General features: G+C 31.3%; 24 protein-coding genes and 3 pseudogenes. 11 read left to right on the top strand and 16 right to left on the bottom strand.

The window, feature by feature from the left end; genetic code table 11:
• The first annotated feature begins 5 nt into the window (after positions 1 to 5).
• Entirely contained in the window at positions 6 to 554 is a 549-nt protein-coding gene (locus AD998_02790) for a hypothetical protein (GenBank protein ID KOY85220.1), read from the top strand.
• A gap of 72 nt (positions 555 to 626) precedes the next feature.
• Positions 627 to 1,934, top strand: coding sequence for a GTP-binding protein Der (locus AD998_02785; GenBank protein ID KOY85219.1), 1,308 nt, complete (start codon positions 627 to 629; stop codon positions 1,932 to 1,934).
• A 35-nt stretch (positions 1,935 to 1,969) separates the two neighbouring features.
• Here AD998_02785 and AD998_02780 read toward each other — a convergent pair whose 3' ends face one another.
• The 4 genes and pseudogenes from AD998_02780 to AD998_02765 all read right to left on the bottom strand — a co-directional run bounded on the left by AD998_02780 (position 1,970) and on the right by AD998_02765 (position 6,621).
• The gene (locus tag AD998_02780) at positions 1,970 to 2,911 is read right to left on the bottom strand and encodes a hypothetical protein (protein ID KOY85218.1); all 942 of its coding nucleotides are present in this window, start codon (positions 2,909 to 2,911) and stop codon (positions 1,970 to 1,972) included.
• Between the two features lie 206 nt (positions 2,912 to 3,117).
• A pseudogene (locus tag AD998_02775) lies at positions 3,118 to 3,918 on the bottom strand (hypothetical protein).
• Between the two features lie 2 nt (positions 3,919 to 3,920).
• Complete coding sequence (locus tag AD998_02770; protein ID KOY85217.1) at positions 3,921 to 4,577, bottom strand: hypothetical protein; 657 nt, start codon at positions 4,575 to 4,577, stop codon at positions 3,921 to 3,923.
• 25 nt (positions 4,578 to 4,602) lie between these two features.
• Positions 4,603 to 6,621, bottom strand: a complete 2,019-nt coding sequence (locus tag AD998_02765) for a thioredoxin (protein ID KOY85216.1) — start codon at positions 6,619 to 6,621, stop codon at positions 4,603 to 4,605.
• A gap of 125 nt (positions 6,622 to 6,746) precedes the next feature.
• On the opposite strand from AD998_02765, the gene AD998_02760 reads away from it, so the two are divergent.
• From AD998_02760 to AD998_02740, 5 genes are all read left to right on the top strand, one after another.
• Complete coding sequence (locus AD998_02760; protein KOY85215.1) at positions 6,747 to 7,406, top strand: hypothetical protein; 660 nt, start codon at positions 6,747 to 6,749, stop codon at positions 7,404 to 7,406.
• 122 nt (positions 7,407 to 7,528) lie between these two features.
• Positions 7,529 to 8,263, top strand: coding sequence for a Fe-S oxidoreductase (locus AD998_02755; GenBank protein ID KOY85214.1), 735 nt, complete (start codon positions 7,529 to 7,531; stop codon positions 8,261 to 8,263).
• Between the two features lie 64 nt (positions 8,264 to 8,327).
• Positions 8,328 to 8,888, top strand: coding sequence for a hypothetical protein (locus tag AD998_02750; protein KOY85213.1), 561 nt, complete (start codon positions 8,328 to 8,330; stop codon positions 8,886 to 8,888).
• A gap of 39 nt (positions 8,889 to 8,927) precedes the next feature.
• Positions 8,928 to 9,308, top strand: a complete 381-nt coding sequence (locus tag AD998_02745; protein KOY85212.1) for a nuclear pore complex subunit — start codon at positions 8,928 to 8,930, stop codon at positions 9,306 to 9,308.
• A gap of 71 nt (positions 9,309 to 9,379) precedes the next feature.
• Positions 9,380 to 10,276 (top strand): hypothetical protein, encoded by an 897-nt coding sequence (locus AD998_02740; protein KOY85211.1) that lies wholly within the window; start codon positions 9,380 to 9,382, stop codon positions 10,274 to 10,276.
• Here AD998_02740 and AD998_02735 read toward each other — a convergent pair.
• A complete protein-coding gene (locus AD998_02735) occupies positions 10,243 to 11,103 on the bottom strand; it encodes a hypothetical protein (GenBank protein KOY88021.1) in 861 nt (286 codons plus the stop codon). The genes AD998_02740 and AD998_02735 overlap by 34 nt on opposite strands.
• 195 nt (positions 11,104 to 11,298) lie before the next feature.
• Between AD998_02735 and AD998_02730 the strand changes: the two genes are divergently transcribed.
• A complete protein-coding gene (locus AD998_02730; GenBank protein ID KOY85210.1) occupies positions 11,299 to 12,756 on the top strand; it encodes a hypothetical protein in 1,458 nt (485 codons plus the stop codon).
• 133 nt (positions 12,757 to 12,889) lie between these two features.
• Here the strand turns inward: AD998_02730 and AD998_02725 are convergent.
• From AD998_02725 to AD998_02675, 11 genes and pseudogenes are all read right to left on the bottom strand, one after another.
• A pseudogene (locus tag AD998_02725) lies at positions 12,890 to 13,852 on the bottom strand (hypothetical protein).
• A gap of 172 nt (positions 13,853 to 14,024) precedes the next feature.
• A pseudogene (locus AD998_02720) lies at positions 14,025 to 15,512 on the bottom strand (hypothetical protein).
• Between the two features lie 21 nt (positions 15,513 to 15,533).
• Complete coding sequence (locus AD998_02715; GenBank protein ID KOY85209.1) at positions 15,534 to 16,385, bottom strand: serine/threonine protein phosphatase; 852 nt, start codon at positions 16,383 to 16,385, stop codon at positions 15,534 to 15,536.
• Between the two features lie 6 nt (positions 16,386 to 16,391).
• Positions 16,392 to 17,411 carry an ADP-ribosylglycohydrolase gene (locus AD998_02710; GenBank protein ID KOY85208.1) on the bottom strand — a complete coding sequence of 340 codons (1,020 nt, stop codon included), beginning with the start codon at positions 17,409 to 17,411 and terminating at the stop codon, positions 16,392 to 16,394.
• 88 nt (positions 17,412 to 17,499) lie between these two features.
• Positions 17,500 to 17,991, bottom strand: coding sequence for a hypothetical protein (locus AD998_02705; protein KOY85207.1), 492 nt, complete (start codon positions 17,989 to 17,991; stop codon positions 17,500 to 17,502).
• 135 nt (positions 17,992 to 18,126) lie between these two features.
• On the bottom strand, positions 18,127 to 18,765 hold the full coding sequence (locus AD998_02700) for a hypothetical protein (protein ID KOY85206.1): 639 nt from the start codon (positions 18,763 to 18,765) through the stop codon (positions 18,127 to 18,129).
• Positions 18,766 to 18,771: 6 nt separating this feature from the next.
• Complete coding sequence (locus AD998_02695; protein ID KOY85205.1) at positions 18,772 to 19,401, bottom strand: hypothetical protein; 630 nt, start codon at positions 19,399 to 19,401, stop codon at positions 18,772 to 18,774.
• A 163-nt stretch (positions 19,402 to 19,564) separates the two neighbouring features.
• The gene (locus tag AD998_02690) at positions 19,565 to 21,103 is read right to left on the bottom strand and encodes a 2-oxoglutarate dehydrogenase (protein ID KOY85204.1); all 1,539 of its coding nucleotides are present in this window, start codon (positions 21,101 to 21,103) and stop codon (positions 19,565 to 19,567) included.
• A 26-nt stretch (positions 21,104 to 21,129) separates the two neighbouring features.
• Positions 21,130 to 21,804: a hypothetical protein gene (locus AD998_02685; GenBank protein KOY85203.1), complete on the bottom strand. Its 675-nt coding sequence runs from the start codon at positions 21,802 to 21,804 to the stop codon at positions 21,130 to 21,132.
• 91 nt (positions 21,805 to 21,895) lie between these two features.
• Complete coding sequence (locus AD998_02680) at positions 21,896 to 22,222, bottom strand: hypothetical protein (GenBank protein ID KOY85202.1); 327 nt, start codon at positions 22,220 to 22,222, stop codon at positions 21,896 to 21,898.
• Between the two features lie 2 nt (positions 22,223 to 22,224).
• Positions 22,225 to 23,016, bottom strand: coding sequence for a hypothetical protein (locus tag AD998_02675; GenBank protein ID KOY85201.1), 792 nt, complete (start codon positions 23,014 to 23,016; stop codon positions 22,225 to 22,227).
• An 89-nt stretch (positions 23,017 to 23,105) separates the two neighbouring features.
• Here AD998_02675 and AD998_02670 point away from each other — a divergent pair, with 89 nt between their 5' ends.
• The 3 genes from AD998_02670 to AD998_02660 all read left to right on the top strand — a co-directional run bounded on the left by AD998_02670 (position 23,106) and on the right by AD998_02660 (position 26,475).
• The gene (locus AD998_02670) at positions 23,106 to 24,257 is read left to right on the top strand and encodes a hypothetical protein (protein KOY88020.1); all 1,152 of its coding nucleotides are present in this window, start codon (positions 23,106 to 23,108) and stop codon (positions 24,255 to 24,257) included.
• A gap of 194 nt (positions 24,258 to 24,451) precedes the next feature.
• A complete protein-coding gene (locus AD998_02665; GenBank protein KOY85200.1) occupies positions 24,452 to 24,874 on the top strand; it encodes a 6-pyruvoyl tetrahydrobiopterin synthase in 423 nt (140 codons plus the stop codon).
• 50 nt (positions 24,875 to 24,924) lie between these two features.
• Positions 24,925 to 26,475: a serine hydrolase gene (locus AD998_02660; protein ID KOY85199.1), complete on the top strand. Its 1,551-nt coding sequence runs from the start codon at positions 24,925 to 24,927 to the stop codon at positions 26,473 to 26,475.
• Positions 26,476 to 26,482: the final 7 nt, after the last annotated feature.

The following is a 26,482-nucleotide window of genomic DNA, read 5'->3' as shown; positions in this document are numbered from 1 at the left end:
ATTAAATGAAACAAACATTCTTTAGAACTCTGATAGCTACTGCATTAGTCAGTAGCTTTTCTGTTGCATTATTTCTTACATTGATAATGCTATTTTACAAAAACCCTCTCAATAGTGTACCCAAAGGCTTTGACTGGCTTTTTTTCTTAGGATTTCCTGTATGGGCTATGCTGTACTACAAACTCAAGGTCAATAACAAAACGCTTATTTTTCAGGAAGGTATGGTACTTGGAGCACTGGTAAGTTTTACGATGCTTTTATCACTTAATTTGGTGGTGCTAATTACTTATGGTATCAATCATAATATTTTGGATATTTATATACAAGACTGGATTACAGAGCTCATTACCAATAAAAAACTTTGGATAGCTAGACTTAAAACAGAAAAAGATTATGAAAGCCTCATGAATTCATATAAAAGTCTGACTATTGGGCAATATTTGTTCAAAGAATCCGCTGCTAAAATGATGCTTTTGTTCTTAGTTTCGGTTGTAGGTGCTACTGCTTTTAGGGGTGAGCCTAAGCCTATAACCACAAAGAAAGCAAAAAAATAAGTATTCATTTTGCAAGTTTTCTCATGAAGTCTAATAAATTTTATAAATTTGCTGTCTTAAAACACAAAGAGTATGTCGAATATTGTAGCCATTGTTGGACGCCCAAACGTAGGGAAATCCACACTTTTTAACAGACTGACTGAATCCAAAGATGCTATTACTGATGACCAAGCAGGTGTAACTCGTGATAGACACTATGGACTCGCAGAATGGCTCGGTAAAAATTTTACAGTAATAGATACAGGCGGATATGTAGTCGGCTCTGATGATTTATTTGAAGATGCCATCAGAAAACAAGTAACCATTGCCATTGAAGAAGCAAATGTAATTCTATTTGTAGTAGATACTATGGAGGGTTTACACCCTTTGGATAAAGAATTTGCTAAAATTCTACGCCGTTCTAAAAAACCTGTATATGTAGTTGCCAACAAAGCTGAAACTTTTGATAGAAATAATCAAGCTCACGAGTTTTATGAGTTAGGATTAGATAATATTTTTCCGATTGCTGCTGAAAGTGGCAGTGGTACAGGGGATTTATTGGATGCCGTCATTACTCACTTTGAAGAAGATGCTCCTGAAAATCCGTTTGAAGGTTTGCCTCGTTTTGCTATACTTGGACGCCCCAATGTTGGTAAATCTTCGTTCTTAAATGCTTTAGTTGGTGAAAATAGAAGTATCGTAACAGATGTTGCAGGCACTACTCGTGACTCCATAGACACACATTACAACCTTTTTGAAAAAGAGTTTATTCTTACAGATACAGCTGGCTTACGCAAAAAGACAAAAGTAAGGGATAGCATTGAGTTTTATTCTGTGATGCGTTCTTTGAGAAGTCTTGAACAGTGTGATGTGTGTATCATGCTTATTGATGCTACACAAGGACTTGAGTCTCAGGATGTAAACATTTTAAGACTTGCCGAAAAATCTAAAAAAGGAATGATTTTGATGGTAAATAAATGGGATTTAGTTCAGAAAGATACCAAAACAGCCAAATTATTTGAGGATGCTATTCGTAAGAAATTAGCTCCTATGGACTATATTCCTATTATTTTTACGTCTGTATTAGAGAAAAAGCGAATTTTCCAAGCTGTAGAAAGAGCTGTAGAAGTATATGAAAATCGTAAAAAACGTATTTCTACTTCGCAACTCAACGAAGTTATGTTGGAAGTGATTGAAAAATATCCACCACCATTTATCAAAGGCAAATATGTGAAAATAAAATATGTAACTCAATTACCTACACATACACCTACTTTTGCATTTTTTTGTAATTTACCTCAGTATGTACAAGAGGCTTATCAAAGATATTTAGAAAACCAACTTCGTAAACACTTTGATTTTGAAGGTGTTCCTTTGCAGTTGTTTTTTAGAAAGAAATAAAAAAAGCTCTCAGAAGAGAGCTTTTTTTATACAACTTATTTACAAGTTGCATAAAATAATGTTTGCTTTGTAATATTAATTTGTTTTTTAACTTTCTCAATACAAGGTAATTCTAAGTATTTATACAAAAAGGTATCTCTATTATAGTCTTTTTCTCCATTTTCTTCATTTTGCTTATAATTCAATTTATCATAGTAAGCATTTTTATTCTTATCGAATATATATCGTTTATCAATTTCTATATCATATTTATCAAAAAAATTGTATAGATGGTTGCTGTATAAATAATTTCGGCCAGCTTCAAAAGATTGTTGTATTTCTGTAATGTACTTTTTTTCTTCTTCCTCTATAGTTTTTAAAGACATTTTTTTCATTAATTTACCTCGATTAGAAGTTAAGCCTTTTGGTGTTACTTCAAAAATAAATGGGCGGTAAGTGTCTTTATTAGAATGGTATATTGCTACAAAATCATTATAATTATCATGTACTTGAAATTTATACTCTTCTTTCATAGAATCTTGGTAAGATAAGTTCATAGCTAATGCAATAGATTCAATTTTTTTAGAAAAATTGGCTACACTTGGATAAGAAACACAATTTGCATCTTCATTGAAAACAGGCATAAACTCCTCTTTACCATTTATTTGTATAAAAGTATTTCCTGTCTCAAAATTTTGAAACATTATTTTCGCTTCTTCTTTTATATTAGGGTTATATCTACCATAGATTTTAAATGAAGGGGTTATATTAGGATATAATGTTAGTGTATGATTGTCTTTCACTTCCCATTTTCCATAAATAACAGTTGCATAGGCTAGAATAATAAAATTATTATTTTCTAAAATATAATAATTTACCCCTCCTCCACCATCTCCAGCTATACCAGCTTCATGATAAACACCAACTATATCCGTTTTTTTTTGTGAAAAAGATTCTAAATAACTGATAAAAGTGAGTATTCCTATAAGATATTTCATAATTATATCATTTATTATTTTGAGCGAGTATTTGAAAGAAATACATTAGAAAAAAAATTGAAAGATACTCTTAATGAAGTAGGATTAGTCACTTTAGAGAGTGGCAAATCCAGTATATCAGCAATATTTTTGCCTAATAGGAAACGCATTTGGTCTATGAGATAATTAGAAATCCAACTGATTGTGTTTTGTTTTTTATATACATTAATAAGAGCTTTCGTAAGCTCTTTTCCTTCAAGACTTGGCCTAAACTCTTTTTCAACAATCATTTTATCTAACCAATATGCTTCTTGCATGGTGTTGGGTAAGAGTTTTTCATCTACACCTAGTAAAGCCCCAATTACATTCCAAAGATGCAAAAAACTTTCAGCTTCAGTTTGTGTGAATTCTATACCTAATTTTCTCATTCCCCTCAAGACTACATACGAAAAACTAAGATTGGTACCAGCCATATCTTCTTGATTGATAGGCATTCCCCAATCAGAATTCCATAACTGTTTATCTTGAACATAATAACGAGCTATAGCATGTAAAACTCTGATTTTCAAAATATTTTCTTTCCATTCAGTTATATTTTTTTCATCAAACTGGCTCACTTTTATAACAAATTCTCCCGTTTCTTGTAAACGTTTGAAAGTATCATTCTTGAGTCTTTGAGATAAATACAAAACTTGTACACCCTTTTGAGCAGCATAACAGTATGGAAGAGATAGTGTTCCTAGTAGAAACAAAACAACTTTTTCATGTTTTTTATAGAAAGATGAGCCATTTTTTATTTTTGAGAAATCAGCCCACAAAGGTATTGTTGTTTCACTAAAAAAAGAGATAAGACTATCATCTATCTCTTTCAATATAGGTTGTTTATCAGTAGAACCGTTCAACCATTGCATTAGTAAGTGAATTTCTTGGCGTGAATACTTTTTCAAGAGCTCTATCACCAACATATCTGCTTTTTTATCAGCAATGTAGCGGGATTTTTCTAAGATTTGTTTATCAAATGTTTTCATTTCTATCCTTGATTCATATATACAAAACCTAACCAACCTGCCAGCACGATAAATAAAACCAAAATAATACCCATAGAAAGATACAAGGCAAGTCTAATACCTTTTGCCTCTGATAATGAGTCTTCTCTCAGCTCCTGTCCTATTTTAAGTTGGATATTTGTCATTTTATGAATAGGTTCTATCATATTTCTAAACTCTTCAGACGATTCTCTAGAAAACAACATTTTCGCTCCTTCTACATCTGTTTTAGAAAGCATTATAATTTCTTTTTCTAGATGTCTGTATTTAGAAATTTCTGTTCTATAAATCAGTAAATTTTTATTTTCATCATCAACCAAATGACTTTCTGCATATTTTGAGATAAGGGAATCTATTTTTTTATTGTTTTTAGTAATACCCATAATAAGTTCTTGTTGGGTTTCTAACTCTTCTGTGTTCAGGTTTTCTTCAAGAAAAAGTCTATTTTCATAGAGTTTTTCTGTAATTTGAGCCATCTCAACAGCAGGATAAAGCCTATCATAATACAAAGCATTTACATCTTCAGCCATACGGTTTATCCCTGTAATCCCGACCAAAGAAACGATCATAATGATAATGACAACCCCTGTAAATACACCAAATACTTGTTTACGAATATTAGTTTGTTTATACCAAGCCATTTTATAAAAAATATTAATAGTTTTTTTAAAAATTTAATTGCTTCATTGTGTCTTTCACATTAAAAGTAGGTAATTGACACGTTTTATCAAAACAAACATACAATGTAGTTTTTCCATTGATAGCTGTTCTATGCTCCAAAATAGGCAATGCAGAGCTTTCATTTTTAGAACCTACTAAAATTTTATTGGGATAGAAATACTGTTCTAATTCTTTTCTAAATAATTCTAAATCTTCCCCGACAATTACGATTTCAGTTGTAGGAATAAGACTATGTGCATATAACCAAGCCCAATTAGTTGCATATTCTACCTGAATAGACAATACTCTTTTAAGTCGAGAAAGCATTTGGTTGGCTATATGTTTGTATTGTTCGTTGTCAAATAATATTCCTGCAAAATATAAATTTTGAGCCATAATAGAGTTTGAACTAGAAATTACATTATCAAAAATCTCTTTCTTTCTGGCTATTAACCCTTCGCTATTTTCATCAGTAAAGAAAAACATTTCTTCTTTTTCATCATAAAAATTTTTGATGGTATATTCTATCAAATCTCGAGCAAATTCATAATATTTTGATTTAAAAGAAACCTGATACAAAGCTAACAACCCTTCTATAACACTTGCATAATCTTCTAAATAAGCTTGTATTTTGGCAGTACCATTTTTATAAGTTCGCCATAAGAATCCTTGTGAGGATGTCATGTTACTCATTAAAAAACTTACATTTTCTTCTGCTAAATCTAAAAACTCTTTTTCTCCAAATACTTTATAAGCATCTACTATTCCTTTGAGCATCAAACCATTCCATCCTGTAAGAATTTTATCATCTAATCCTGGATGTACTCGTTTTTCTCTATAAGAAAGCAATGTATTTTTCCAAGCATGTACCTTTTCCTTCAAAATATTTATACTTATATTATTTTCTTGTGCAAAATTTTCATCCGTTTGGTTTTTATACAAGATATTGTTTCCAAATTCCCAATTTCCAGTATTTGTTATGTTATAATATTTACAAAACAATTCGGTATCCTCTCCTAAAATTTCTTCTAAATGACGTTTTTTCCAAATATAAAACTTTCCTTCTTCTCCTTCACTGTCTGCATCCAAAGCAGAGTAAAAGCCTCCTTCAGAGCTTTTTAACTCTCTCTTTACAAATTCAATAATTTCATAAGCAACCTCTTTATAAATAGGATTTTTAGTGAAACTATATGCCTCAGAGTAAAGAGTGAGTAACTGTGCATTGTCATAAAGCATTTTTTCAAAATGTGGGCAAAACCACTCTCCATCCACAGAGTATCTGGCAAAACCTCCACCTATTTGATCATAAATACCTCCAAATGCTATTTTTTGAAGAGTTATTTCCAAATGTTCTTTTGCCTCCTGATTTTTGGCAATATAAGCGTATTGTAACAAAAAACGCCAAATACTTGGCATAGGGAATTTTGGTGCTTTTGCCATCCCTCCATGTATTTTATCAAAATCTTTAGAAAGGTTCTGATACATTGTATGAAGCTCTTCTAAAGTATTAGTAGCTTGATTAGGTAATAAACCATATTTTTGAATTTCGCTAATTGAAATATTTTGAGCAAATTCATTTGCAGAGTTAGACAGTTCTTCGTAATGACTGGTAAAAGCTTGTCCAATATTTTCTAAAAGTTGTTTCCATTGTAAAATAGGGAAGTATGTTCCTCCATAAAATGGGCGTTGATCAGGCATTAAAAAGACATTGAGAGGCCAACCACCTCTTAAGCCCATTGCTTGTAAGGCATCCATGTAAATCGCATCTACATCTGGGCGTTCCTCTCTATCTACTTTAATACACACGAAATATTCGTTCATCAAGTCTGCCACTTCTGTATTTTCAAAACTTTCTCGCTCCATCACATGGCACCAATGACAAGCAGAGTAGCCAATACTTACAATAATTGGTTTGTGTTCTTTTTGAGCTTTTTCAAGAGCTTCTTTGCCCCATGGATACCATTGAACTGGATTATGGGCGTGTTGCAATAAATATGGACTGGTTTCATTGGCTAATGCATTCATGATATTAGTAAAAGGTTTCCTATAACAAAACGCTTCTTTTGTAAAATAGTTTGCTTATTTAATAAACTCATCTTCTAATAATGGTAAAAATTATATTTTCTTGCAACGATTAAACTCATTTTCTTATGAAAATAACATACCTATTTGGACTTATTTGTACACTTTCTGCTTGTGAAGGCAATATTAGCATGCAGTCAGAAAATAGTAGCCGTACAGAAAATCGGACAACGATAAAGAGTCAGACCATTCATAATGGAGACACAACTCTTAGTGATTATGAGAAAAACGACCAAAGTTTTTCAGAAAGTCAGGATAGTAAAAATATTGATTTCAATGTAAAAGATAAAACAGGTATTACAGACGAATATCGTAAAAAACTGAAAAGAGAAAATGACTCTTCAGGTATAAAAGATACTGATACTCCACAAAACACAAAAAAAAATGAAAAGAATGAGAAAAATGCTCAACCCAAACAAGAGTTAAAAGCTAATATTCAATGTGTTGCTTCTATTTCTGCTGATGAGCTTGTCAATTTAAAAAGCGAGTTAGAAGATCAAAAAATGGATATGGCTAAACTCAAAAAAACGAAAGAGCTTTTCAATAAACGTTGTATCACAAGTAAACAAGCAAGAGATATTATAAGCATTTTTAGAATGGAAAGTAATCGATTAGAATGTGCAAAGTTTTTGTATGGCAGAACACTTGACCCCAATAATTTCATGCAGGTTGCCGAAGAATTTAATTTTTCAGATACCAAAGCCAAATTAAAAAGTTATATTCAATAATTTACGAACAGTCTGATGGTTTAATCAGGCTGTTTTTTTTGTTTTTTATCTGATAGGTTATCAATATTCCAAAGTATTTCTTTTATTTTGCATCCATTGGATTTGGATAATATATATAAAGAATGAAAGATACTCCCGTAGTCGATTTATTTATCCCTTGTTTTATAGACCAACTTCGCCCTGAAATTGGTTGGGCTACTATTAAAGTATTAGAAAAAGCAGGTTGTAGGGTACGTTATAAAGCTAAACAAACTTGTTGTGGACAACCTGCTTATAATGCTGGTTATTGGAAAGAAGCGTGCAGTGTTGCTGAAAAGTTTTTAGTAGACTTTTATGATGAGCATGCTTATGTAGTTTCGCCTTCAGCATCGTGTATAGGCATGATTCGTAATAGTTATGATGAACTTATTAAAACAGATAAACACAAAAATAGTTATTATAATTTGCAGTCAAGAGCTTTTGAGCTTACAGAGTTTTTGGTCGATGTATTGGGTATTGATAAAATAGAAACGGCAAGTTTTCCTCATACAGTTGTATATCACGACTCGTGTAGTGCTTTACGTGAATGTATGATTACAGATGCTCCACGAAGACTCTTAAAAAATACAAAAGACCTTGAACTGATGGAGCTTGCTGGTAGTGAAACTTGTTGTGGTTTTGGTGGAACATTTGCAGTAAAATTCCCCGCTATTTCTACAGCAATGGCAGAGCAAAAATTAAATAGTGCTCATCAAACACAAGCAGAATATATTACATCTACCGATTTTTCTTGTTTGATGCATTTAGAGGCTTTCGCTAAAAAAAATAACATTACAACGAAATTCTTACATATATCAGAAATTTTAGCAAATGAGTAGAAAAAAATTTGTTTTTTTCCTTAAATTTCCAAATATTTCAGAATGATTTAATCTGCACAAGGATATGTCAGCAATTGACCGATACTACCAATTAATCCAAAATGAAAAAATTTTGCTAACCTATAAAGGCTCTATGGATGGTGAAACCATAAGCTTTTTGGTAAAGTTGGTAGAAAAGAGCATTACTGAAGCTGGAGAAAAATTAGCTATTAGAAAAAAAATAGTTAATATCCTTGTAGAATCACTCCAAAATATTCTAAATTACTTCGCAGAAGAATCTCTTGATAAATCTCTTGAAAATGAATCGTTTGTGGTTGTTACATGTACCAAGCAAGAATATGAGATTACAGTAGGAAATTACTTATCTGCTCAAAGGATGAAAACATTGAAGAAAAGGATAGACAATGTTAATATCATGTCTCAAGAAGATTTACAGAAAGTGTATTTGGACATACTTGAGAATCCTAAGGTATCTATGAGTAGAGGGGCTGGTTTAGGTCTAATTGATATGGCAAGAAGAACACAAAATAAAATTAATTATAGCTTTAGCCCATACGACAATGATTATGTATTATTTATGATGGGCATGGTCATTAATAGGGTAAAAGATACAGTTATTATTTAAAGTTAAACACATCAGTTATAAAATTATCACTTTATTTATATGGAAAGCCTCATCATTGAAAATACTAATAAAACGCCTAAGGTCTTTTTCAATGCTCTTAACGGAAAAATGGAATTGACAGGAAGGTCAATCCCTGAAAACTCTTTCCAATTTTATGAGCCCCTATTGCAGTGGATTGATGAATACAGTAAAACACCACAAGAGCAAACTCAATTTGCTTTTAGGTTAGACTATTTCAATACGAGCTCCTCTATGTATATTTTAGGTATTTTAAAAAAATTAGAACGCCTTCATTTAGATGGAAAAGTTGTAAAAGTATTTTGGCATTATGACTCTGAAGATGAAGATATGCTTCAGACAGGAGAAGATTTAAAACAAATTGTCAAGATACCTATAGAAATGACAGAAGCTGAAGCATAAATATTTTTATTTTATACAAAAGAATAGGGCTATGGTTATCTAACTATAGCTTTGTTTATTTTCTGAAATATATGGCAATAGCTATACAACGAAAAAGCAAGAATTTGGGTAGTTACCCTTATGCAAGTGTTATTTTGAGCATTACCATTGCACTCATGGCTTTGGGAATACTTTGTATGCTCATTATTGCTATTCTAAATTTTAGTAAAGCAGTCAAAGAAAATGTGGAAGTTCAAATCATGCTAGATAGTGGTTTGACCAATGAAGAAATTACTAGAGTTAAACAAGTATTGGAAGAGAAAAAGTATATCAGGCAACAATTTTCGGGCAAACCAGATGTTGTTTTTAAACATAAAGATGAAGCAGCCAAAGAGCTTACCAAAAATCTTCAAGAAGACTTTGTTACATTGCTTGGAGAAAATCCTCTACGTCATAGCTTCTTAATCCACATTAAATCAGAGTTTTACTCAAAAGAGAATTTAATACAAATAAAAAAGGAATTAGAAATTACTTCTGGAATTTTTGAGGTTGTATATGCTCAAGAGTTTTCTGATCAAGTCAATACCAATGTAGCAACCATTAGCTTTGTACTCTCAGGTTTTGCTCTATTCATGATGATTATTGTTATTATTTTAATTCATAATACTATTAAATTAGCTTTATTTTCTCAACGTTTTATTATTAGAACCATGCAATTGGTGGGAGCTACTGCTAACTTCATTAGAAAGCCCTTTATCAAAACAGCATTCATACAAGGACTTATGAGTAGTCTAATAGCTTTTACATTGCTTTACACAATAATCCCTTATCTAAATATTGGTTTTATCAAGGTAGAAAGACTTTATACACCTTTACAATTAGTTTTTGTAGGAATTGTTCTAGTCACACTGGGTGTTTTATTGAGTATTTTTAGTTCTTATAGAGCTGTTAATCGCTATTTAGACATGAATTTAGATGATTTATATTGAGCTTTCACAAAACGGTTTTTTCCATAAAAATCTTTGATAAGTTCAATATTTATAAAATACATTTTTTCTAACTCAGCAACTGTTTCTTGCCCTAATGCCTCATTAATTTCAAAATACAGAAAACCATTATCATTCAAAGACTTTTGAGCTATTTGAGCTATGGCTTTATAAAATACAAGAGGGCTATTATTTTCTACAAAAAGTGCTAGATGTGGCTCATAATCAAGTACATTTTTTCTCATACTATTTTTTTCGTCTTCTTTGATATAAGGTGGATTGCTAACAATAATGTCCCACATATCTTCAGGCTGCCACTTTAACACATCCGTTCTAATAAAATCAACTCTAGCCTTTAAATTATGAGCATTTTTTTGAGCTGTTTCAAGAGCCTTTTCTGAAATATCTATAGCAGTAACATTGGCACTTGGAAAATTCAGTGCTAAGGAAATAGCTATACATCCACTTCCTGTACCAACATCTAAAATTTTTTGAGGAGTATTATCTTGATGCTGTTCATAAATATAATTTACAAGTTCTTCTGTTTCGGGGCGTGGAATAAGTACAGATGCATTAACCTCAAACTTTCGATTACAAAAATAACATTCTCCTAATACATACTGTATGGGCTCATAATACTTTAATTTTTCTAAATACTCATTTTTTTGCTTTATTAAGTTCTCACTTTCAGCCACTTTTTTGTTCATTAAAATATCAGTTTGAGAAACCTGATAAAGTTTTTCTAATAGCCAAAATGTCATTGTTTCTGCCTCAGAGCTTTGGTAATATTGTTTCAAAAAACTTATAACTTCTTGTTGAATGCTTTTTATATGAGTCATATTTATTTGTGTAAATAGCTAAAATACTGTAAATTACCTAAAAAAATTAAATCTCCCATGAAAGCATTTATTTTTATTCTATCTCTGTTATGCACCCAAGTTGTTGCCCAAAACAATGAAAAACGAAATCAAGCAGTGAGGTGCCTTAATTTGTACATCCATTATTGTAATGAAACCATCCATGGCATGTGGAGTATTTTCAGGAGCTTGGAAGATTTCAATGGCGATTTACTATACAAATATGGAAAAAAAATAGAGCCTAATAGCTATTTTTCAACTTTCAGAAACGATTCTGTTTTTAAACAGATATTTAACTACAAAGATTACAAAATACCCCAACTTGTTTACGAAGAGTGTATTGCTAAAAGCTCAATTTTAGAACCACAAGATCAAAAAAATCTGAACGAAAAGTTAACAAAATTGAAAGTGATTGTAGATAAATTTATCAAAAATGGAGTATACCTTGAAGATTATTGTAAAAACAAGACTTTTCTTACAGACAATAATTTCGTTGAAGCTTTTAAAAAACTTGATGAGTATGAGGCTCTTTTTCAGGAATATGATGACGTAAAAGACAACTTATTTTCCGAAATACAAACTATTTACAAAAAAAAATACCCTCCTACTAATCAACAAAAAGCTCTTGTAAGTATCGTTGCACAAATGGAAGAGCCCATGGCTATTTATCAAAGTATGATGAATGATTTGAGTAAATGTGATACAACACAATTTGTAACAAGAAAGGAAAAAGTAAAGCCTTTGATAGATAGTTTAGAGGCTCAAATGGAGATAAAAATAAAAAACCTATATCGTTTTGGAAAAAATAATGGTTTGGACGTGGGCTGGCGTTATGAAAATGTAGTTGGTGGATTGAAAAATATGTATAAAAATCAAGAAACTTTTTTGAAAACAAATTGGGATAAAAAATCGAAGCAAGTGAGTCGTTATGAAAGAGTGAGCAAATGTATGTACTTTTATAATACAAGTTTTACAAACCGATACAATCGTTTTGGGATGGGTGTTATCTCCAGATACAATAGTTTTGTAGATTTGGCTGATGGCAAACAGATTCAGAAAGAAGCTGAAATTCCTGATTATTATATTCAAAATAAATCTATTAAATTAGATGTCTCTACAAATGTTTTGCTTTATTGGGTAGAACAACCTCATTTATACAAAGTTGTACGCCCTGAAAAAGAAACACCTCAACAAAATAACACCAATACAGCCATCACAACAACTACTAATACAACCAATACTCAAGAAAACACCTCTATCGACTTTAACAATGTAGAAGTGGGCAAGACTATTAATCTGAAAAATATTATTTTCAGAATCAGTGAAGATATTTTATTGCCTTCTTCTTATACAGAGTTGAATAGTCTTTTGAAATTCATGCAAGATAATCCGAAAGCTAAAATTTTGTTAGAAGGGCATACAGATTACTTTGGCAATCCTGAAGGCAATATGAAACTCTCTAAGAAAAGAGTGAATGTGGTAAAAAATTATTTAGTAAATAAAGGTATAGCTGGTAAACGTATTGAACTTAAATGGTATGGAGGAACTCGACCTCTTATAAAAGGTGAAACAGAAGAAGAAAGAAAAACCAATAGAAGAGTAGAATGTGTTATTTTGGAGAAATAGAATCTTAAATAGCAAATAGTTGCTCTATAAACCCTTTTTCTATTTCAAAATTTGATAATTTAATTTTATCCATTGGAAATAATACAATGTCTATTTCTAAAGATGTGTCATATTTCCAATGGATGATTTGATGAGATATTTCTTCTATCTCAGGATAAATAAGCATAAGTTTTTTTACTTCGTATTTTTTTGCATAAGCAAACATCTGATACAAATCGGCTTGTACAATCCCTAAGTCTTGGCGTGTAAAATCCAATTTTTTCCATTTGGCATCAGCAATATAAATTGCTTCATTCTCTTGATACACAACTATATCGGGAATCAGTTTAAACTGCTTTGGTGTTTCTAATAAAAAATGCTTTTTATCTTGCAATACAACATCATAGCTATTGGGAATATATTTATAAAACATTTTCCCTATGTAGCTTTCAAATACTTTTTCCATAGGAAATAAAATAGCCCAATTAACATGATTTCCTGAAAAACTTGTAAAACTTTGATGTTGAAGAAATATTTGACACCATTCTAAAACAAGCATATAATGGCTAAAAAAGCGATTCAAGTTTTTACATACTTCTAAATCTTGTTTAAGATGTTTACAGGCAGGAATTTCTGATAAAATACTGTGATATTTTTTAATTTCTTGTTTGTTTTTTAGATTTCTTGTAGCTTTTTCTAAAAATAAAAGTGTAGTTTTTATAACCCGATTGGGTATAATATCTGCTTTATATTCATCATAAACCACAAAAAATCGTTCTTGATGGAGTATATTTTTTTGAAATTGCTCTTTAAACTTAATTTTTCCCTTCAAAAAAATCTGATTTTCTTCTACTTCTATATAATCAGATTTGATACCTTTCTGAAATAGTGTTTGCAGCTCTTCTAAAAAAGATGTTATAAAAATCTCAAAAATACTGATGTTTTGAATACTTATATTAGCTTTTTGGCTGTATTTAAAGGGTATGTAATCAGCATTTTGAAGCATTTTTAAAAGTACCCTTTGAGTAGTTAAAATATGTATCTCTTCTGTTATTTTTGGTAAAATCTCTATTTGTGTTCCATCTTGCAGTTCTATTATACCTACAAAATTCTTGACCTTGAAAAAAGTTTTACCATTTTTTCTACCAAAACTCATGATACTGTCTCGTTCGCTCTCCAAAATCCAGTTTTCGAGTAACTCAAAACTATGAATAGGTAAAAATATTTGGTCAATGGTAGAATTACCTTCACCACGCCAGATATAACCATATTCTCGTATCGTATAATTTTTAGGCATAAATACTAGTATATAACTCTGTATTCTGAAGTTGTTTTATATTCAAAACAGAGTATGCTACTTTATCATCCATACTATCTACTTCTTGATTTCCAAACAACTGTCTTTTAGAGAGCTGTCTTTTTTCTAAAAACCCACAATTACCATTTTTATCAGAAAGAACGAGCCAAATTTTTTCCCAATCATCATAAAAATACTCTTGCAATAAAGGAATAACTTTAAACACAAAAATTTGTGCCAAATCACTGATAGATTGTATATTACAAAAATAAGCATGCCCAATTTGGTGTTCTTTGTCATACAAATATTCTATCCTCTGATTAATTCTGGTAAGTAATAATCTTAAATTTACACCTTCGCAGTTTTCAGAAAGTAATTCTGTATTTGGTAAAATTTCCAAAAACTCAAATCTACGTCTCAAAGCTATATCTAAATTGGCAATAGAACGGTCTGAGGTATTCATGGTTCCTATTACATACAAATTGGGGGAAATTCCAAAGTTTTCTTTGGAGTAAGGCAGTTTAGAAGTCTGTTGGTCAGATTCGCCCAAACGTTTACTTTTTTCTATCAAGGTTATCAATTCTCCAAATACTTTCGAAATATTTGCCCTGTTTACTTCATCAATTATCAGAACATAATTAGGAATATTTGATGAAGTGTTGATTTTAAAATCTCCATTTAAAAATTTCTCTAAATAACTCAAATACAATTCTTTATTAGAAATTATATCAGGCTTAAATTCTTTTTGAGAAGTAAACTGGGGACTTTGGCTTTCATAGTCATCAGTGTTGGAAGTGAGTTGATAATGAATAAATTCATGATAAAATTTATAAAAATCATTGTAAACAGCCCAATCTTCCGAGTTGTAGGCTGCTGTACCTGTAATTTTACGAATTTCCTCACGCATATTTCCCTTCTGAAAATCCTCAGGTGTTTTATTTGTTTGGTAAATAAGCTCTAAATGCTTTCTAGAAACGGTATAAGATGTACTTTTTCCCTCATAACGAACCACCAAATTCCCCCAATCAGTAATTCTTTCAATAAAAAGTGTTTTTTTAGTGATGGTAGTTATTTTTTTGGGGATTTGAGCGTTCAATCCTTCTAAATAATTCTGATAAACTTCTAAAAACGAGATAATTCCATCTTGAAAACTATCATATTCTTCTACATCTGTTTCTAAGGCTTTAAACCAGTTCAAACCTGCATCAATAGCTATTTTCTTAAAGATTCCATCTTCAATTTGATACGAAATTTGTCCACTTTCAGTTTTTGCTCTAATTCCTTCTATAAACTCTTCATAACCAAATGATTGGTGAAAAGTGACAAATTCTATTCTGCCTTCATTTTTAAGTAAATTAAATTCTTGCATATTTTCTTCTACTGAACCAAGAGGTTTTCCTAGAATTTCTAATGCTTTTTCTACTACTAAATATGTTTTGCCCGTACCTGAGGGTCCGTATAGTATTTGATTAAGAGGCATAAAAAATAGTTTTGTGAGATATTACCAAAAATGCCAGTTACTTTTTGTAAACTGATATAATATTTTATTGGAGACAATTTCTAAAGACAACTCTTCATTTTGTTGTTTTTCCAATACAACCATACTCCCATCTCCCAAGATACCAGTACCAGAAAACTCTAATTCTTTAATTTTTATGCTTTTAGTAAGTCCATTGTCTGCAAGTTCTTCTTTATAATCTTCTCCAGTATGCCCATAAAAGTGATAATTGGGGATTAAATGTTCTAAAGCCTCCGATATTTCCTCCATACCATATCCTCTTATGGATAAATCATCTTTATCATGGGTAATCAGGAGTTCTATATTTTCTTTGGTTTTCAAAAGTTTGCGAACCTGAGCTCTTTCATAATCCTGAATAAATTGCTTGTTTTCTCTACCTTTCCTATCACCTATACGCCCTATTCCTGCCCAAGTAAGTTTTATGCCATCTTTTTCAAAATATTGAATGTAACCTGTTTTACAAACATATACTCTTTTGTACACATCTATGGGAAACATTGTGGCATCCATATATTGCTTTTCCAAATTGTCTAAGTAATCATGATCTTCATGGTTACCACGAACACAAATCATATCAAGATTCAATTCATCAAGAAAACGCTTGATTTCAGGTTTTTCTTTGGTAAAGTCATCATGAAAACCCAATTCATCTCTATCATATTTTGCATGTCTAAGGGTAGCTCTATCCAAATTATTCATATCAGGAAAAGCCCCTATATCACCACATTGTACAATAAAGTCTATTTTGTTTCCAGTTTCTTGTTGGTAATAATCTACCATTTTAAAGGGCAATAATATTTTGCCATGTATATCAGCAAATATGGCAATTTTCATAGTTTTTTATTTTATTAAATACTCATACCATTTTTGAGACAACTTTATAAGTTTATCTCTACCTTCCACATTTTCAAGCATATAGTTTGGCAATGATTCTATGCCATACAAACCCGCCAAAATACCAGTAACCACAGATGCCACAGAATCTACATCTCCGCCCAGCCATATAGCTTGCTTTAATCCTTCAAATGCAGTATCAGCATGTTTGACAAAATAATATATACTCAAAGCTGTTTGCATAGCATCAGAAGGCAATCCCTTAATTCCTTCAGGGTACCAAGGTTTTATAATAGGCTGTTTACCACAAAGAATCTCATAATCAGGTTCTTGAAGCATATTTGGAGAAGGTAATTGTTCTACCAATTCAAATTTTTTTAGAAACTCTTGGTCTATGTTTTTCAAATGCTCTTTACAATAATCATAAGCATCAGTTTTTTTCCTTTTTTTTATAATTAAAAACTCTGTCAATCTTGCAACTAAAATACTGGAAGCTACTGCTTTGGGATGTGGATGTGTAGCCATAGCATTGATAGTAGCATACTCATTGATTTGCTCAGAAGGCAAAAGTCCAAATGGGATAGCCCTCATCGTTGGAGCATTGCCAGGGTTAGGTCTATTTCTCTGAAAATCTTTGATTTCTTCTATACTTTTTTCACTATTATAAACCCAACGCATAGAACCATGCCCATGTCTGCCAATTCCTTTTTCTATTTTATCTTGCTCATATTCAAGAGTCCAGTATTTCATTAATGTTTCTTCGCTAATACCCTCCCCAGAAATAATTGTTTTAACACAACCAATCGTCATTTCTGTATCATCTGTATAATCCCATTCGTTATAATTATCAACTTCTATTCCTTTGTTATTCAGCACTTTTATAACATCATTTCGTCTCATTACGAACTTAGAAAAATCTATATTTGCTTTGAGCCAGTCTCTATCTTCAAATTCTATACCTGCTCCATAGGCATCTCCGATGGCTATTCCCAGTAGTATATCTTGTAGTTGTTTTTTTGTTGTCATAGTTAGTATCTTGATTTTGCAATTTACAAAAAAACACCTCAAAAAATATATTTTTGAGGTGTTTAGATTAAACTTAATACCTAAATTTCTATTCTATTTTCATTGTACCATTTTCATCCCAAGAAAAGCGATAAGTTTCTTTTTTCTCTTCTTGGTTACTATATAGCCAATAACTATCCATCATTGCTGTATTTGGGCTTACTATTTTAAAGATAAAACTACCTCCAAACACCATTTTTCGATTGCTTCCTAATTCTTCTAATAATTGTTTTCTTCTAGAAAGATTAACTCTTGCATATTGAGCATTATTACCAGCATTTGTACTTGTTTTTTGGTTTTGATTAACATCCCAAACATCTGTATTTAAAACATAATCATAGTCTTTTTGTGTATGATTAGCCCCTGAAATTGCAGAGAAATACATCACAAAATACAGTCCTTCTTTTAGTTTAAACTTACCAACAGGCATAATATCCCATTTACTAATATCATTTGCATTACTATAAATGAGTGTTTTATAGTCTATTTGAGCAATCATTTCTTTTGGGATACGTGTTTCGAGTGCTTTTTTACACTCCATTTCCCCTATTGAATTACCTACCTCTAAAGTCGGAAAACAGGATAAGAACTTTTCAACATTATTTTGTCCGCAAACTTTCGTGGTTAGAATAAATAGGAAACTGAATAAAAATATTTTTTGCATAGTATTTTTTGTTTATCTGCTTGTAAAAATGGTTGCTTTCCCTTTTGAATCTATCAGTTTGATTCGAGTACGTATATCATTTTCTTTGTAGCTCATTAGGACTAGTTTATACTTTCCTACTTTTTTGGGAATACTAACAGTGTAGTATACCTCTCCAGAGGGTAAAGTTTGAGAATTATTAATTTGTTCTTGAGGAACATTTATGGATGTAATAAGTCCTTTTTCATTAAGAGCATAATAAAAAGGGAAGAATATAGGTCCACCTGATGTAATAATCATTTCTCCATTGGGAGCAAAACAATAAACTTCTCTGCCAAATTCTTTTGTTTCACCATTAGCAAGTATCATTGAGCCACCCATCATCCAAGAGTCTGTAAATGTAAGTATCTGTTTATTATCAGGGCGTTGTGTAATCATTCTCATATTTTCAGTATCCCTTTTTATAATATTAAGCTTGACAGGTGATTTATCCAACTTACCTTGATAACTTATATTTATAACAGCTTGTTTATCATCTGTTTCTACTACTACTTTTTCTACACTTGTAGCTGTACGATACACATAAGTTTCTATAAATGTTTGTGTTTGCCCTTGAGCATTTAAAACAAGATTGATAAATATGATAGATAACCAAAGTATTTGCTTTTTCATAAAATTTTATTTTTTATTAAATGTAAATTTTCCTGTATTTTTATTAAAAATAAGCTCGCCAAATTGCATCTTCCAGACAGGTAAACCTTTATTTTTTTTCAATTCAGAATTCAATACTACATAAAGTTTAATGGTCGTCCCTTTTCGTGGCATTTCTGCATAAAAGCATTCCGTTCCTTCTGCTCCTTTTGCTTGAATATTAGCTAAAGCATCTTGATAAGCTTTTTTTACGGCTTCTTCATCATAAATTTTTATAAAGTTCTCTTGTTTTAAATCCAAGAAATTGAGATTCAAACCACCTAAATCTGCCACTATCTCACCATATTGCCCAATTTTAGTCTCAAATATTCCAATAATATTTTTTCCTGCATTTGTTTTCCAAAGTCCATATTGTTGATAGTATTCTGTTTTTATGGTGGTATTAGTTGCTCTATCATCAAAAACAGCTATTAAATATTGCATCACATAGCCATTGGCTTCGTCTACTGTCATAGGCATAGCCTTGTATACAACAGGAGACATCCCATTACCACTTTCAGCTCTCTCTTTTGCATATTTTGCTAAAGATATTTTTTGGGCTTGTATACTATAACTATATAAAATAATAGCTACAGAGAGAAGGATTATTTTTTTCATAAGTGTTTTATTTTTATACAAAAAGAATCAAAAAAAGTGAATTTTTTATGAACGCTTTATGAACAAAAGCTTTTACTTCATGAAGCTTCATTATAAGTTTAGGAATAAAAAATACCCCTCAAAATTTGACTTTTGAGGGGTATATATTTGATATAGATTTTTTTTATACTTCCAAAAGCATTCTTTCAGGTTCTTCAAGAAGTTGTTTTACTCGTACCAAGAAGCTTACAGAGTCTTTTCCATCAATAATTCTATGGTCGTAAGAAAGTGCCAAATACATCATTGGCAATATTTTTACTTCTCCATTTACAGCCATAGGACGTTCTACAATGTTATGCATGCCTAAAATAGCCGACTGAGGAGCATTGATAATTGGCGTACTCATCATGGAGCCAAAAACACCACCATTGGTAATGGTAAATGTACCTCCTGTCATTTCAGGAATGGTCAGTTTACCATCTCTTGCTTTTACTGCAAGTGCCGCAATAGCCTTTTCAATATCAGCAAAACTCATTTGGTCTACACCACGAACAACGGGAACAACCAAACCTTTTTCTGTCGAAACAGCTACCGAAATATCCACAAATTCATTATAAACAACAAAATCACCTTCTATCTGGGCGTTTACCACAGGGAACTCTAATAGAGCAATGGCACAAGCTTTTGAGAATATAGACATAAATCCTAAGCCAATACCATGTTTTTCTTTGAATTTATCCTTGTATTTGCCTCTCAAATCCATAATAGGCTTCATGTTTACTTCATTGAAAGTCGTAAGCATGGCTGTTTCATTTTTCACAGCTACCAAGCGTTTTGCGATAGTTTTACGTAAAGAAGTCATTTTTTCTTTACGTTGATTACGTTCTCCTGTTACTTTCACAGTTTCAGTTGTTTTGTTTTCTTGTTTTGTTGTTGGGGTTTGTTCTACTTTTTTCTCAGCTTTTAAAGCATCTTCTTTTGTTATTCTGCCACCTACACCCGTACCTTGTACATCTTTAGATTCAATTCCCTTTTCTGTTAAAATTTTAGAAGCTGAAAGAGATGGATGTCCTTTTGCATAAGTTTCAGTATCTGTAGCTGTTTTACTTTCTGTTGTAGTTTGAGGAGTATTGGTTTGTGGAGTAGAAACTGTAGCTCCTCCAGCCATTACCTCTATTTTACACATCAAGTCACCTACTTTGAGTGTAGAGCCAGCCTGAGCTACGATTCTGAGTACACCTGCACCTTCTGCTGTTAGCTCGAAAGTTGCTTTATCAGATTCTATTTCTGCAACAATTTCATCCATCTTCACAAAATCACCCTCATTTTTTGTCCAACTGCCTAAAACTACCTCCGTAATGGACTCTCCTAAAGGCTTCACTCTCATCTCTATCACTTGTCCTGTTGCTTTTGCAGGTTCGGATTTAGTTTCTGTTTGAGGGGTACTTACTTTTGCTTCGGTTTTTACCTCAGTTTTAGCCCCTGCCTCAGTGTTGATTTTACATAATACTCCTCCAATGGGTACGGTTGCTCCTGCTTCTGCAACAATCTCCAATATTCCTTCTTTTTCTGCTGTAATATCAAAACTTGCTTTATCGGACTCTAAAACGCCTATTACTTCATCTAATTTGACGCTATCACCTGTATTTTTATTCCAAGAGCCTACAGTAACTTCTGAAATAGACTCGCCCAAAGTAGGGACTTTTTGTTCTATAATAGCCATAACGGATTGGTTTTCTGTATATTTAATTATCTTTTGAATATTTTGTCTAAAATTGGAGAATCTATTATTATTACAACATCAATATACCCTTGCTCATCATTTGTATCACGTATAATCAAGAGATATTTATTGTATCCTTTATAAATATCTATAACCCAATTGATATTTATTTTTTTTCCAATTTCTTGTAGTTTTGTTCCATCAGAAACAAAATAAGCAATGTAGTCTGAAAATATTGGCTCCTGATTATGTATATTAATTTGTTGTATTATCTTATCAGCTGTAACAATAATTGTATTATCCCCTTGCTCTTGTACTTGATAAATAGTGTTTTTTTCAGCTTCTATTTGCCAACTGTATCGCTCAACTGACTCAAAATGCTTATACTTTTGTACATTATTCTTTCTTAGAAAATCTATAATATCTGTTTTACCTAAGTATTCAATTTGAACATCTTCACTATCTTTCTCTTTTTTAGTAATCTCTCTTAATATAAGATTTCCATTAAAGTCTTTCACAACAAATTCTGTTGTATATTTAACGAGTTCCCATCCATTTGTTTTCAAGCAAGTATTTCTCATATAGCAATACTTATTACCACCAAAAAAACCCAGAAATTCCACTTCAGAGGACATATAAGGTTCGGGTGTGTTATTTCCCAAAAGGATTGAAAAAATCAATATTTTTAACCCTGAAAGCATTGTTTTTGTCTAAACTCTTTTGCTCCAAATATATATTTTTTTCTTGATTAAGTGAATGTTTTATTTTAACAATATAGACTTACTATTTTATTCATAATTTTATTTTTTCTTCTAGTTCAATAATAAGTTCTGCTTGCATAAAAATATAGATATCTCTTATATTTAAAATAATTATTTTCTCTTGATATTTTTGATTTGTATACTTATTTATAATTTCCTGATGATGTTTTTCCATTACAAAAGCTTTATCAGCCCATATCAATAATTCTTCTGTAAGAAGTTTGCTATTGTTTTTCAGGCATTCTTTATGGTTCGTCCCTGCTGATTGGAATTGATATTGAGGACATTTGCCTTGAAAATACACCTCAGCCGTTTTAGACCTATTTTGGTTTGCAGAACAAACAAAAAGTATATTCATACTTACGCCAAGAATATCAAGCAGGTGGCAAAAAACAAGATATTGATAAACATTACTGTGATGACCCATGCCCAACTTGGTTTGGAGAGCATAGGTATGGGTACTTTTTCAGCAGCTTTTTCAGCTACATAATTTTTGAGGTTATCCAAGCTCAGGTTTCCACCTAACTCATTTTGAGCAGAAGAAAACAAGCCCAATAAATCTATATTTCCTGTAAATTTTTTAAAAACCCTTTTGAGTGTTCCATTCATATTTTCAAGCCTTCCCAAATACTCTGGCACTGTAGTATTAAAAAAATCATCTGTTTTATCATTTTCTAATTGAGCCTTGATAGTAGGTTTTTTGTAAGCATAATCAAATAACTTATCAATGAAATACTCAAAAATGCCTTTTTTGAAGTGATTACCTATATAGTAAATAACAGATTGCAAGGCATGTTTGTGTGCTACAAAAAAGTATAAAGCAGGAAAAACGACAAATAAACAAACTATTGCACCTATGGCAAACAAGCTACCTATTCCTGCCTGATTGAGCTGATGGTCTATTTTATTTTGTAGAAATATAAAAAATATAATATTGACTATTATTCCTAACATAAATACTAAAAAAAGACGACTCACATACTTCCATGCTGTACCAGTAGTAATTTTAAGAATATTTGCTGAGCCTCCTAATTTATCTTTCCAATTAGATGGAGCAAATTTGGATACTTGTTTTTCTTCTTCAGCCATAATTTTATTTTTTGGTTCAAAGCTATTTACTATGCAATTTATCAATTTATCAGAATAAGCCAAATGGTTTAGTCAAAAGGCTCTTAGAGCTTTTTTATATTGTACTTCATTTTATTTTGAAATATATTGCTTCAACTTTATTAATTGAAAGGATGTTAAACATTGTTGGAATATTTTTGGCTATTTTTTTATCTTTTATTCTATTTACTAAGAAAAACAAACTGAAAGCAGATAAAATTCTATCCATATGGTTTTTCATAGTAGGTTTACATTTATTTCTATTTTACCTATCAAGTATTATTAATCAATATTATCAACCTTATCTTTTGTTAGGAGCATCTTTTCCATTATTACATGGCCCTATGCTTTATTTCTATACAAATGCTCTCACCAGTCAAAATAAAATTTCGTTTAAAGAATATTTTCTTCATAGTTTACCTATTGTTATTTTCTATATTACCTTAACCACCTTTATTTTTTTACCACATCAAGAAAAATTATTGGTATTCACTCAAAAAGGTTTGGGTTATGAAACTGAAAAGCTCATTCGAAAAATCCTCATTTATGCTTCAGGTATTTTTTATGTTATATTGTCTCTAAATTTATTATACAAACATTCTAAAAATATTCAAAATAATTTTTCTGATACAGAAAAGATTAACCTTGTTTGGCTACGCTATTTAATTTGCTCTATGGCTATCATTTGGTTGGCTGTATTTACTGGGAACAAAGCTTTTATATTTTCTTTGGTAGCTATTTTTGTAATACTTCTTGGATATTTTGGAATCAAGCAAGTTGGTATTTTTACTCAAACCCTATCAAACTCACCATCTATAGAAAATAATCAATCAATTAGTCAAATACCTGATACACAAATCACTTCTTTAAAATTTGAAGAAAACGAATTTAATACAAAAATATTAAAAAATTCATTATCAAGCTCTTATTTATCGGAAGTTCATCAAAAACTAATTGAATTGGTAGATAAAGAAAAACCTTTTCTCAACCCAGAACTTACCATAGCTCAACTAGCTAGTAAGATTTCAGTACACCCTAATTATTTATCTCAGGCAATTAATTTGCTTGAAGAGAAGACTTTTTATGATTATATTAATGAAAAAAGAATAGATGAATTTAAAAAAATCATCTTTAAGCCTGAAAACCAGAAATATACAATTTTAGCACTTGCTTACAATTGTGGATTTAACTCAAAAACTGCTTTTTATAGAAATTTTAAGAACGTAACTGGACTATCCCCTACTCAATATCTCAAACAACAAAATATACAACTCGAAGATAATTAAGTATCTAAAAACTATTTCGATTTAATAAAAAACTAATAATCAATTATTTTTCGAAGATGCTCTAAAAAATACACTTAGTACATGGTTTCATATTTTTTTGCAAAAACAAGAAAAAAGCTGTAAGTTTGCATGTTTTTAGCCGTTTCAGTTCGCAAGCACTAACCTGTACGGCTGCTCATTAAAACTTGCGTCTTATGGTATATGTTTGCAGAAAAGAGCACTTCAATGCTGCTCACAGACTCTACAACCCTGCGTGGAGTAAAGAAAAGAATGAAGAAGTATTTGGTATTTGTTCCAATGAGTATTTTCATGGTCATAACTTTGAACTCATTGTTACAGTAAAAGGAATACCTCAATCTGATACAGGTTGTGTGATTGATTTAAAAAAGCTTTCTAAGCTTATTAGAGAGGAAGTTGTTGATAAATTAGACCACAAAAACATCAATATAGAGGTCGATTTTATGCAAGGCAAAATTCCGAGTTGTGAGATTCTTATCATGGAAATTTGGAATATTTTAGCCCCTAAAATTAGTGGAGTTGCATACGACAAACAAGCTCAACTACATTGCATCAAACTTTTTGAAACTAAAAATAACTTTGTGGAGTATTATGGCTAATACTCCACTTTTTTATGTATTTGCTTACTTTACTAAAACTTATAAAGATTATGCTGAAAAAGTCACTTCTGCTACTTTTCTTATTCTTAGGGCTAAATTATTATCTGAATGCCCAAATAGCTCCTGAAAAATTAGATGAACTTGTCAAAAACACTTTAAAAACCTTTGATGTACCTGGTATCTCAGTAGGTATCTTAAAAGATGGGAAACTTATCTATGCCAAAGGGCATGGTGTTCGTTCGCTTAAAACCAAACAACCCATGAATGAAAACACCCTTGTTGGAATAGCCTCAAACAGCAAAGGATTTACTTGTATGGCACTTTCTATGCTGGTAGATGAAGGTAAAATTACATGGGATGATAAGGTTATCAAGCATTTACCTGATTTTAAAATGTATGATGAAGCTGTTACAAAAGAAATTACCATCAAAGATTTAGTAACTCACAGAGCTGGTTTAGGTCTTGGACAAGGCGATTTGATGTTTTTTCCTGAAGGTGGGACTCTTACTACTGAAAATATTGTGTATAATGTTCGTTATCTCAAACCTTATTATTCTTTTAGAAACACAATGGATTACAATAATATTATGTTTATTGTAGCTGGAGAAATTATCAGAAAAGTAAGTGGGCTTTTTTGGGCAGAATTTATTGAAACAAGGATTCTAAAGCCTGTCGGTATGGTTTCTAGTGTAGGTTCGTACAATCGTATAAAAAGCAATACCAATATCATTGATGCTCATGCTCCTGTAAATGGAAAAGCTATTGCCATTCCTCACGATTGGAATGAGACAGCCAATGCAGCAGGTGGAATAATGAGTAATATTACAGATATGGCAGTATGGGCAGAGTTTTTGATGAATGGAGGTGTAACTAAAGACGGAAAAAGACTTGTGAGTGAAAAACAAATGAACTATTTGTGGCAAATTCAAACTCCTTTGACTGCCAATAATATACCACCTTATAACTCACAATTTTATGGATATGCATTGGGGTGGTTTGTCAGTGATGTGAAAGGACTCAAACAAATTCAGCATACAGGTGGGTTATTGGGAACTGTTACACAATTTACACTGATTCCTGATATGAAATTGGCAATTATTGTGCTGACCAATCAACAAGTTGGAGCAGCTTTCAGTACCATTACCAACACTATCAAAGATAGCTACTTAGGTATTGAAGATAGAAATTTACTTAAAATATATTCTGAGAGAGTGAATAAATCTTGGGAAGAGGCAAACAAAGTCACTCAAGAAGTTTACAAAAAAGTAGAAGAAGCCAAAACAAAAAAAATCTCTTATATATCTGAAAATATTGTAGGTATTTATAAAGATAATTGGTTTGGAGAAGTAGAAATTTTATCAAAAAATAATCAGTATAGAATATTTTGCAAAACTTCTCCAAGACTTAAAGGAGACTTATTACCTTACTCAGAAAACACCTTTGTAGCCAAATGGGATGATAGAAGTTATGATGCTGATGCGTTTGTTATTATCTCATTTGATAAAAATGGCAAGGCCGAAAGCTTCAAAATGAAAGCTTTTTCACCTATGACAGATTTCAGTTTTGATTTTCAAAATTTAGATTTAAAAAGGGTAAAATAATTAATCA

The sequence above is a fragment of the bacterium 336/3 genome, assembly GCA_001281695.1.
GTDB lineage: Bacteria > Bacteroidota > Bacteroidia > Cytophagales > Thermonemataceae > Raineya.
The sequence above is the reverse complement of the archived record's forward strand: the minus strand, read 5'-3'. Positions and strand labels throughout refer to the sequence as shown.

Coding starts and splice junctions, on each gene's coding strand:
- AD998_02790 (KOY85220.1), top strand. CDS start 6: ATGAAACAAACATTCTTTAGAACTCTGATAGCTACTGCATTAGTCAGT.
- AD998_02785 (KOY85219.1), top strand. CDS start 627: ATGTCGAATATTGTAGCCATTGTTGGACGCCCAAACGTAGGGAAATCC.
- AD998_02780 (KOY85218.1), bottom strand. CDS start 2,911: ATGAAATATCTTATAGGAATACTCACTTTTATCAGTTATTTAGAATCT.
- AD998_02770 (KOY85217.1), bottom strand. CDS start 4,577: ATGGCTTGGTATAAACAAACTAATATTCGTAAACAAGTATTTGGTGTA.
- AD998_02765 (KOY85216.1), bottom strand. CDS start 6,621: ATGAATGCATTAGCCAATGAAACCAGTCCATATTTATTGCAACACGCC.
- AD998_02760 (KOY85215.1), top strand. CDS start 6,747: ATGAAAATAACATACCTATTTGGACTTATTTGTACACTTTCTGCTTGT.
- AD998_02755 (KOY85214.1), top strand. CDS start 7,529: ATGAAAGATACTCCCGTAGTCGATTTATTTATCCCTTGTTTTATAGAC.
- AD998_02750 (KOY85213.1), top strand. CDS start 8,328: ATGTCAGCAATTGACCGATACTACCAATTAATCCAAAATGAAAAAATT.
- AD998_02745 (KOY85212.1), top strand. CDS start 8,928: ATGGAAAGCCTCATCATTGAAAATACTAATAAAACGCCTAAGGTCTTT.
- AD998_02740 (KOY85211.1), top strand. CDS start 9,380: ATGGCAATAGCTATACAACGAAAAAGCAAGAATTTGGGTAGTTACCCT.
- AD998_02730 (KOY85210.1), top strand. CDS start 11,299: ATGTGGAGTATTTTCAGGAGCTTGGAAGATTTCAATGGCGATTTACTA.
- AD998_02715 (KOY85209.1), bottom strand. CDS start 16,385: ATGAAAATTGCCATATTTGCTGATATACATGGCAAAATATTATTGCCC.
- AD998_02710 (KOY85208.1), bottom strand. CDS start 17,411: ATGACAACAAAAAAACAACTACAAGATATACTACTGGGAATAGCCATC.
- AD998_02705 (KOY85207.1), bottom strand. CDS start 17,991: ATGGAGTGTAAAAAAGCACTCGAAACACGTATCCCAAAAGAAATGATT.
- AD998_02700 (KOY85206.1), bottom strand. CDS start 18,765: ATGAAAAAGCAAATACTTTGGTTATCTATCATATTTATCAATCTTGTT.
- AD998_02695 (KOY85205.1), bottom strand. CDS start 19,401: ATGAAAAAAATAATCCTTCTCTCTGTAGCTATTATTTTATATAGTTAT.
- AD998_02690 (KOY85204.1), bottom strand. CDS start 21,103: ATGGCTATTATAGAACAAAAAGTCCCTACTTTGGGCGAGTCTATTTCA.
- AD998_02685 (KOY85203.1), bottom strand. CDS start 21,804: ATGCTTTCAGGGTTAAAAATATTGATTTTTTCAATCCTTTTGGGAAAT.
- AD998_02680 (KOY85202.1), bottom strand. CDS start 22,222: ATGAATATACTTTTTGTTTGTTCTGCAAACCAAAATAGGTCTAAAACG.
- AD998_02670 (KOY88020.1), top strand. CDS start 23,106: ATGTTAAACATTGTTGGAATATTTTTGGCTATTTTTTTATCTTTTATT.
- AD998_02665 (KOY85200.1), top strand. CDS start 24,452: ATGGTATATGTTTGCAGAAAAGAGCACTTCAATGCTGCTCACAGACTC.
- AD998_02660 (KOY85199.1), top strand. CDS start 24,925: ATGCTGAAAAAGTCACTTCTGCTACTTTTCTTATTCTTAGGGCTAAAT.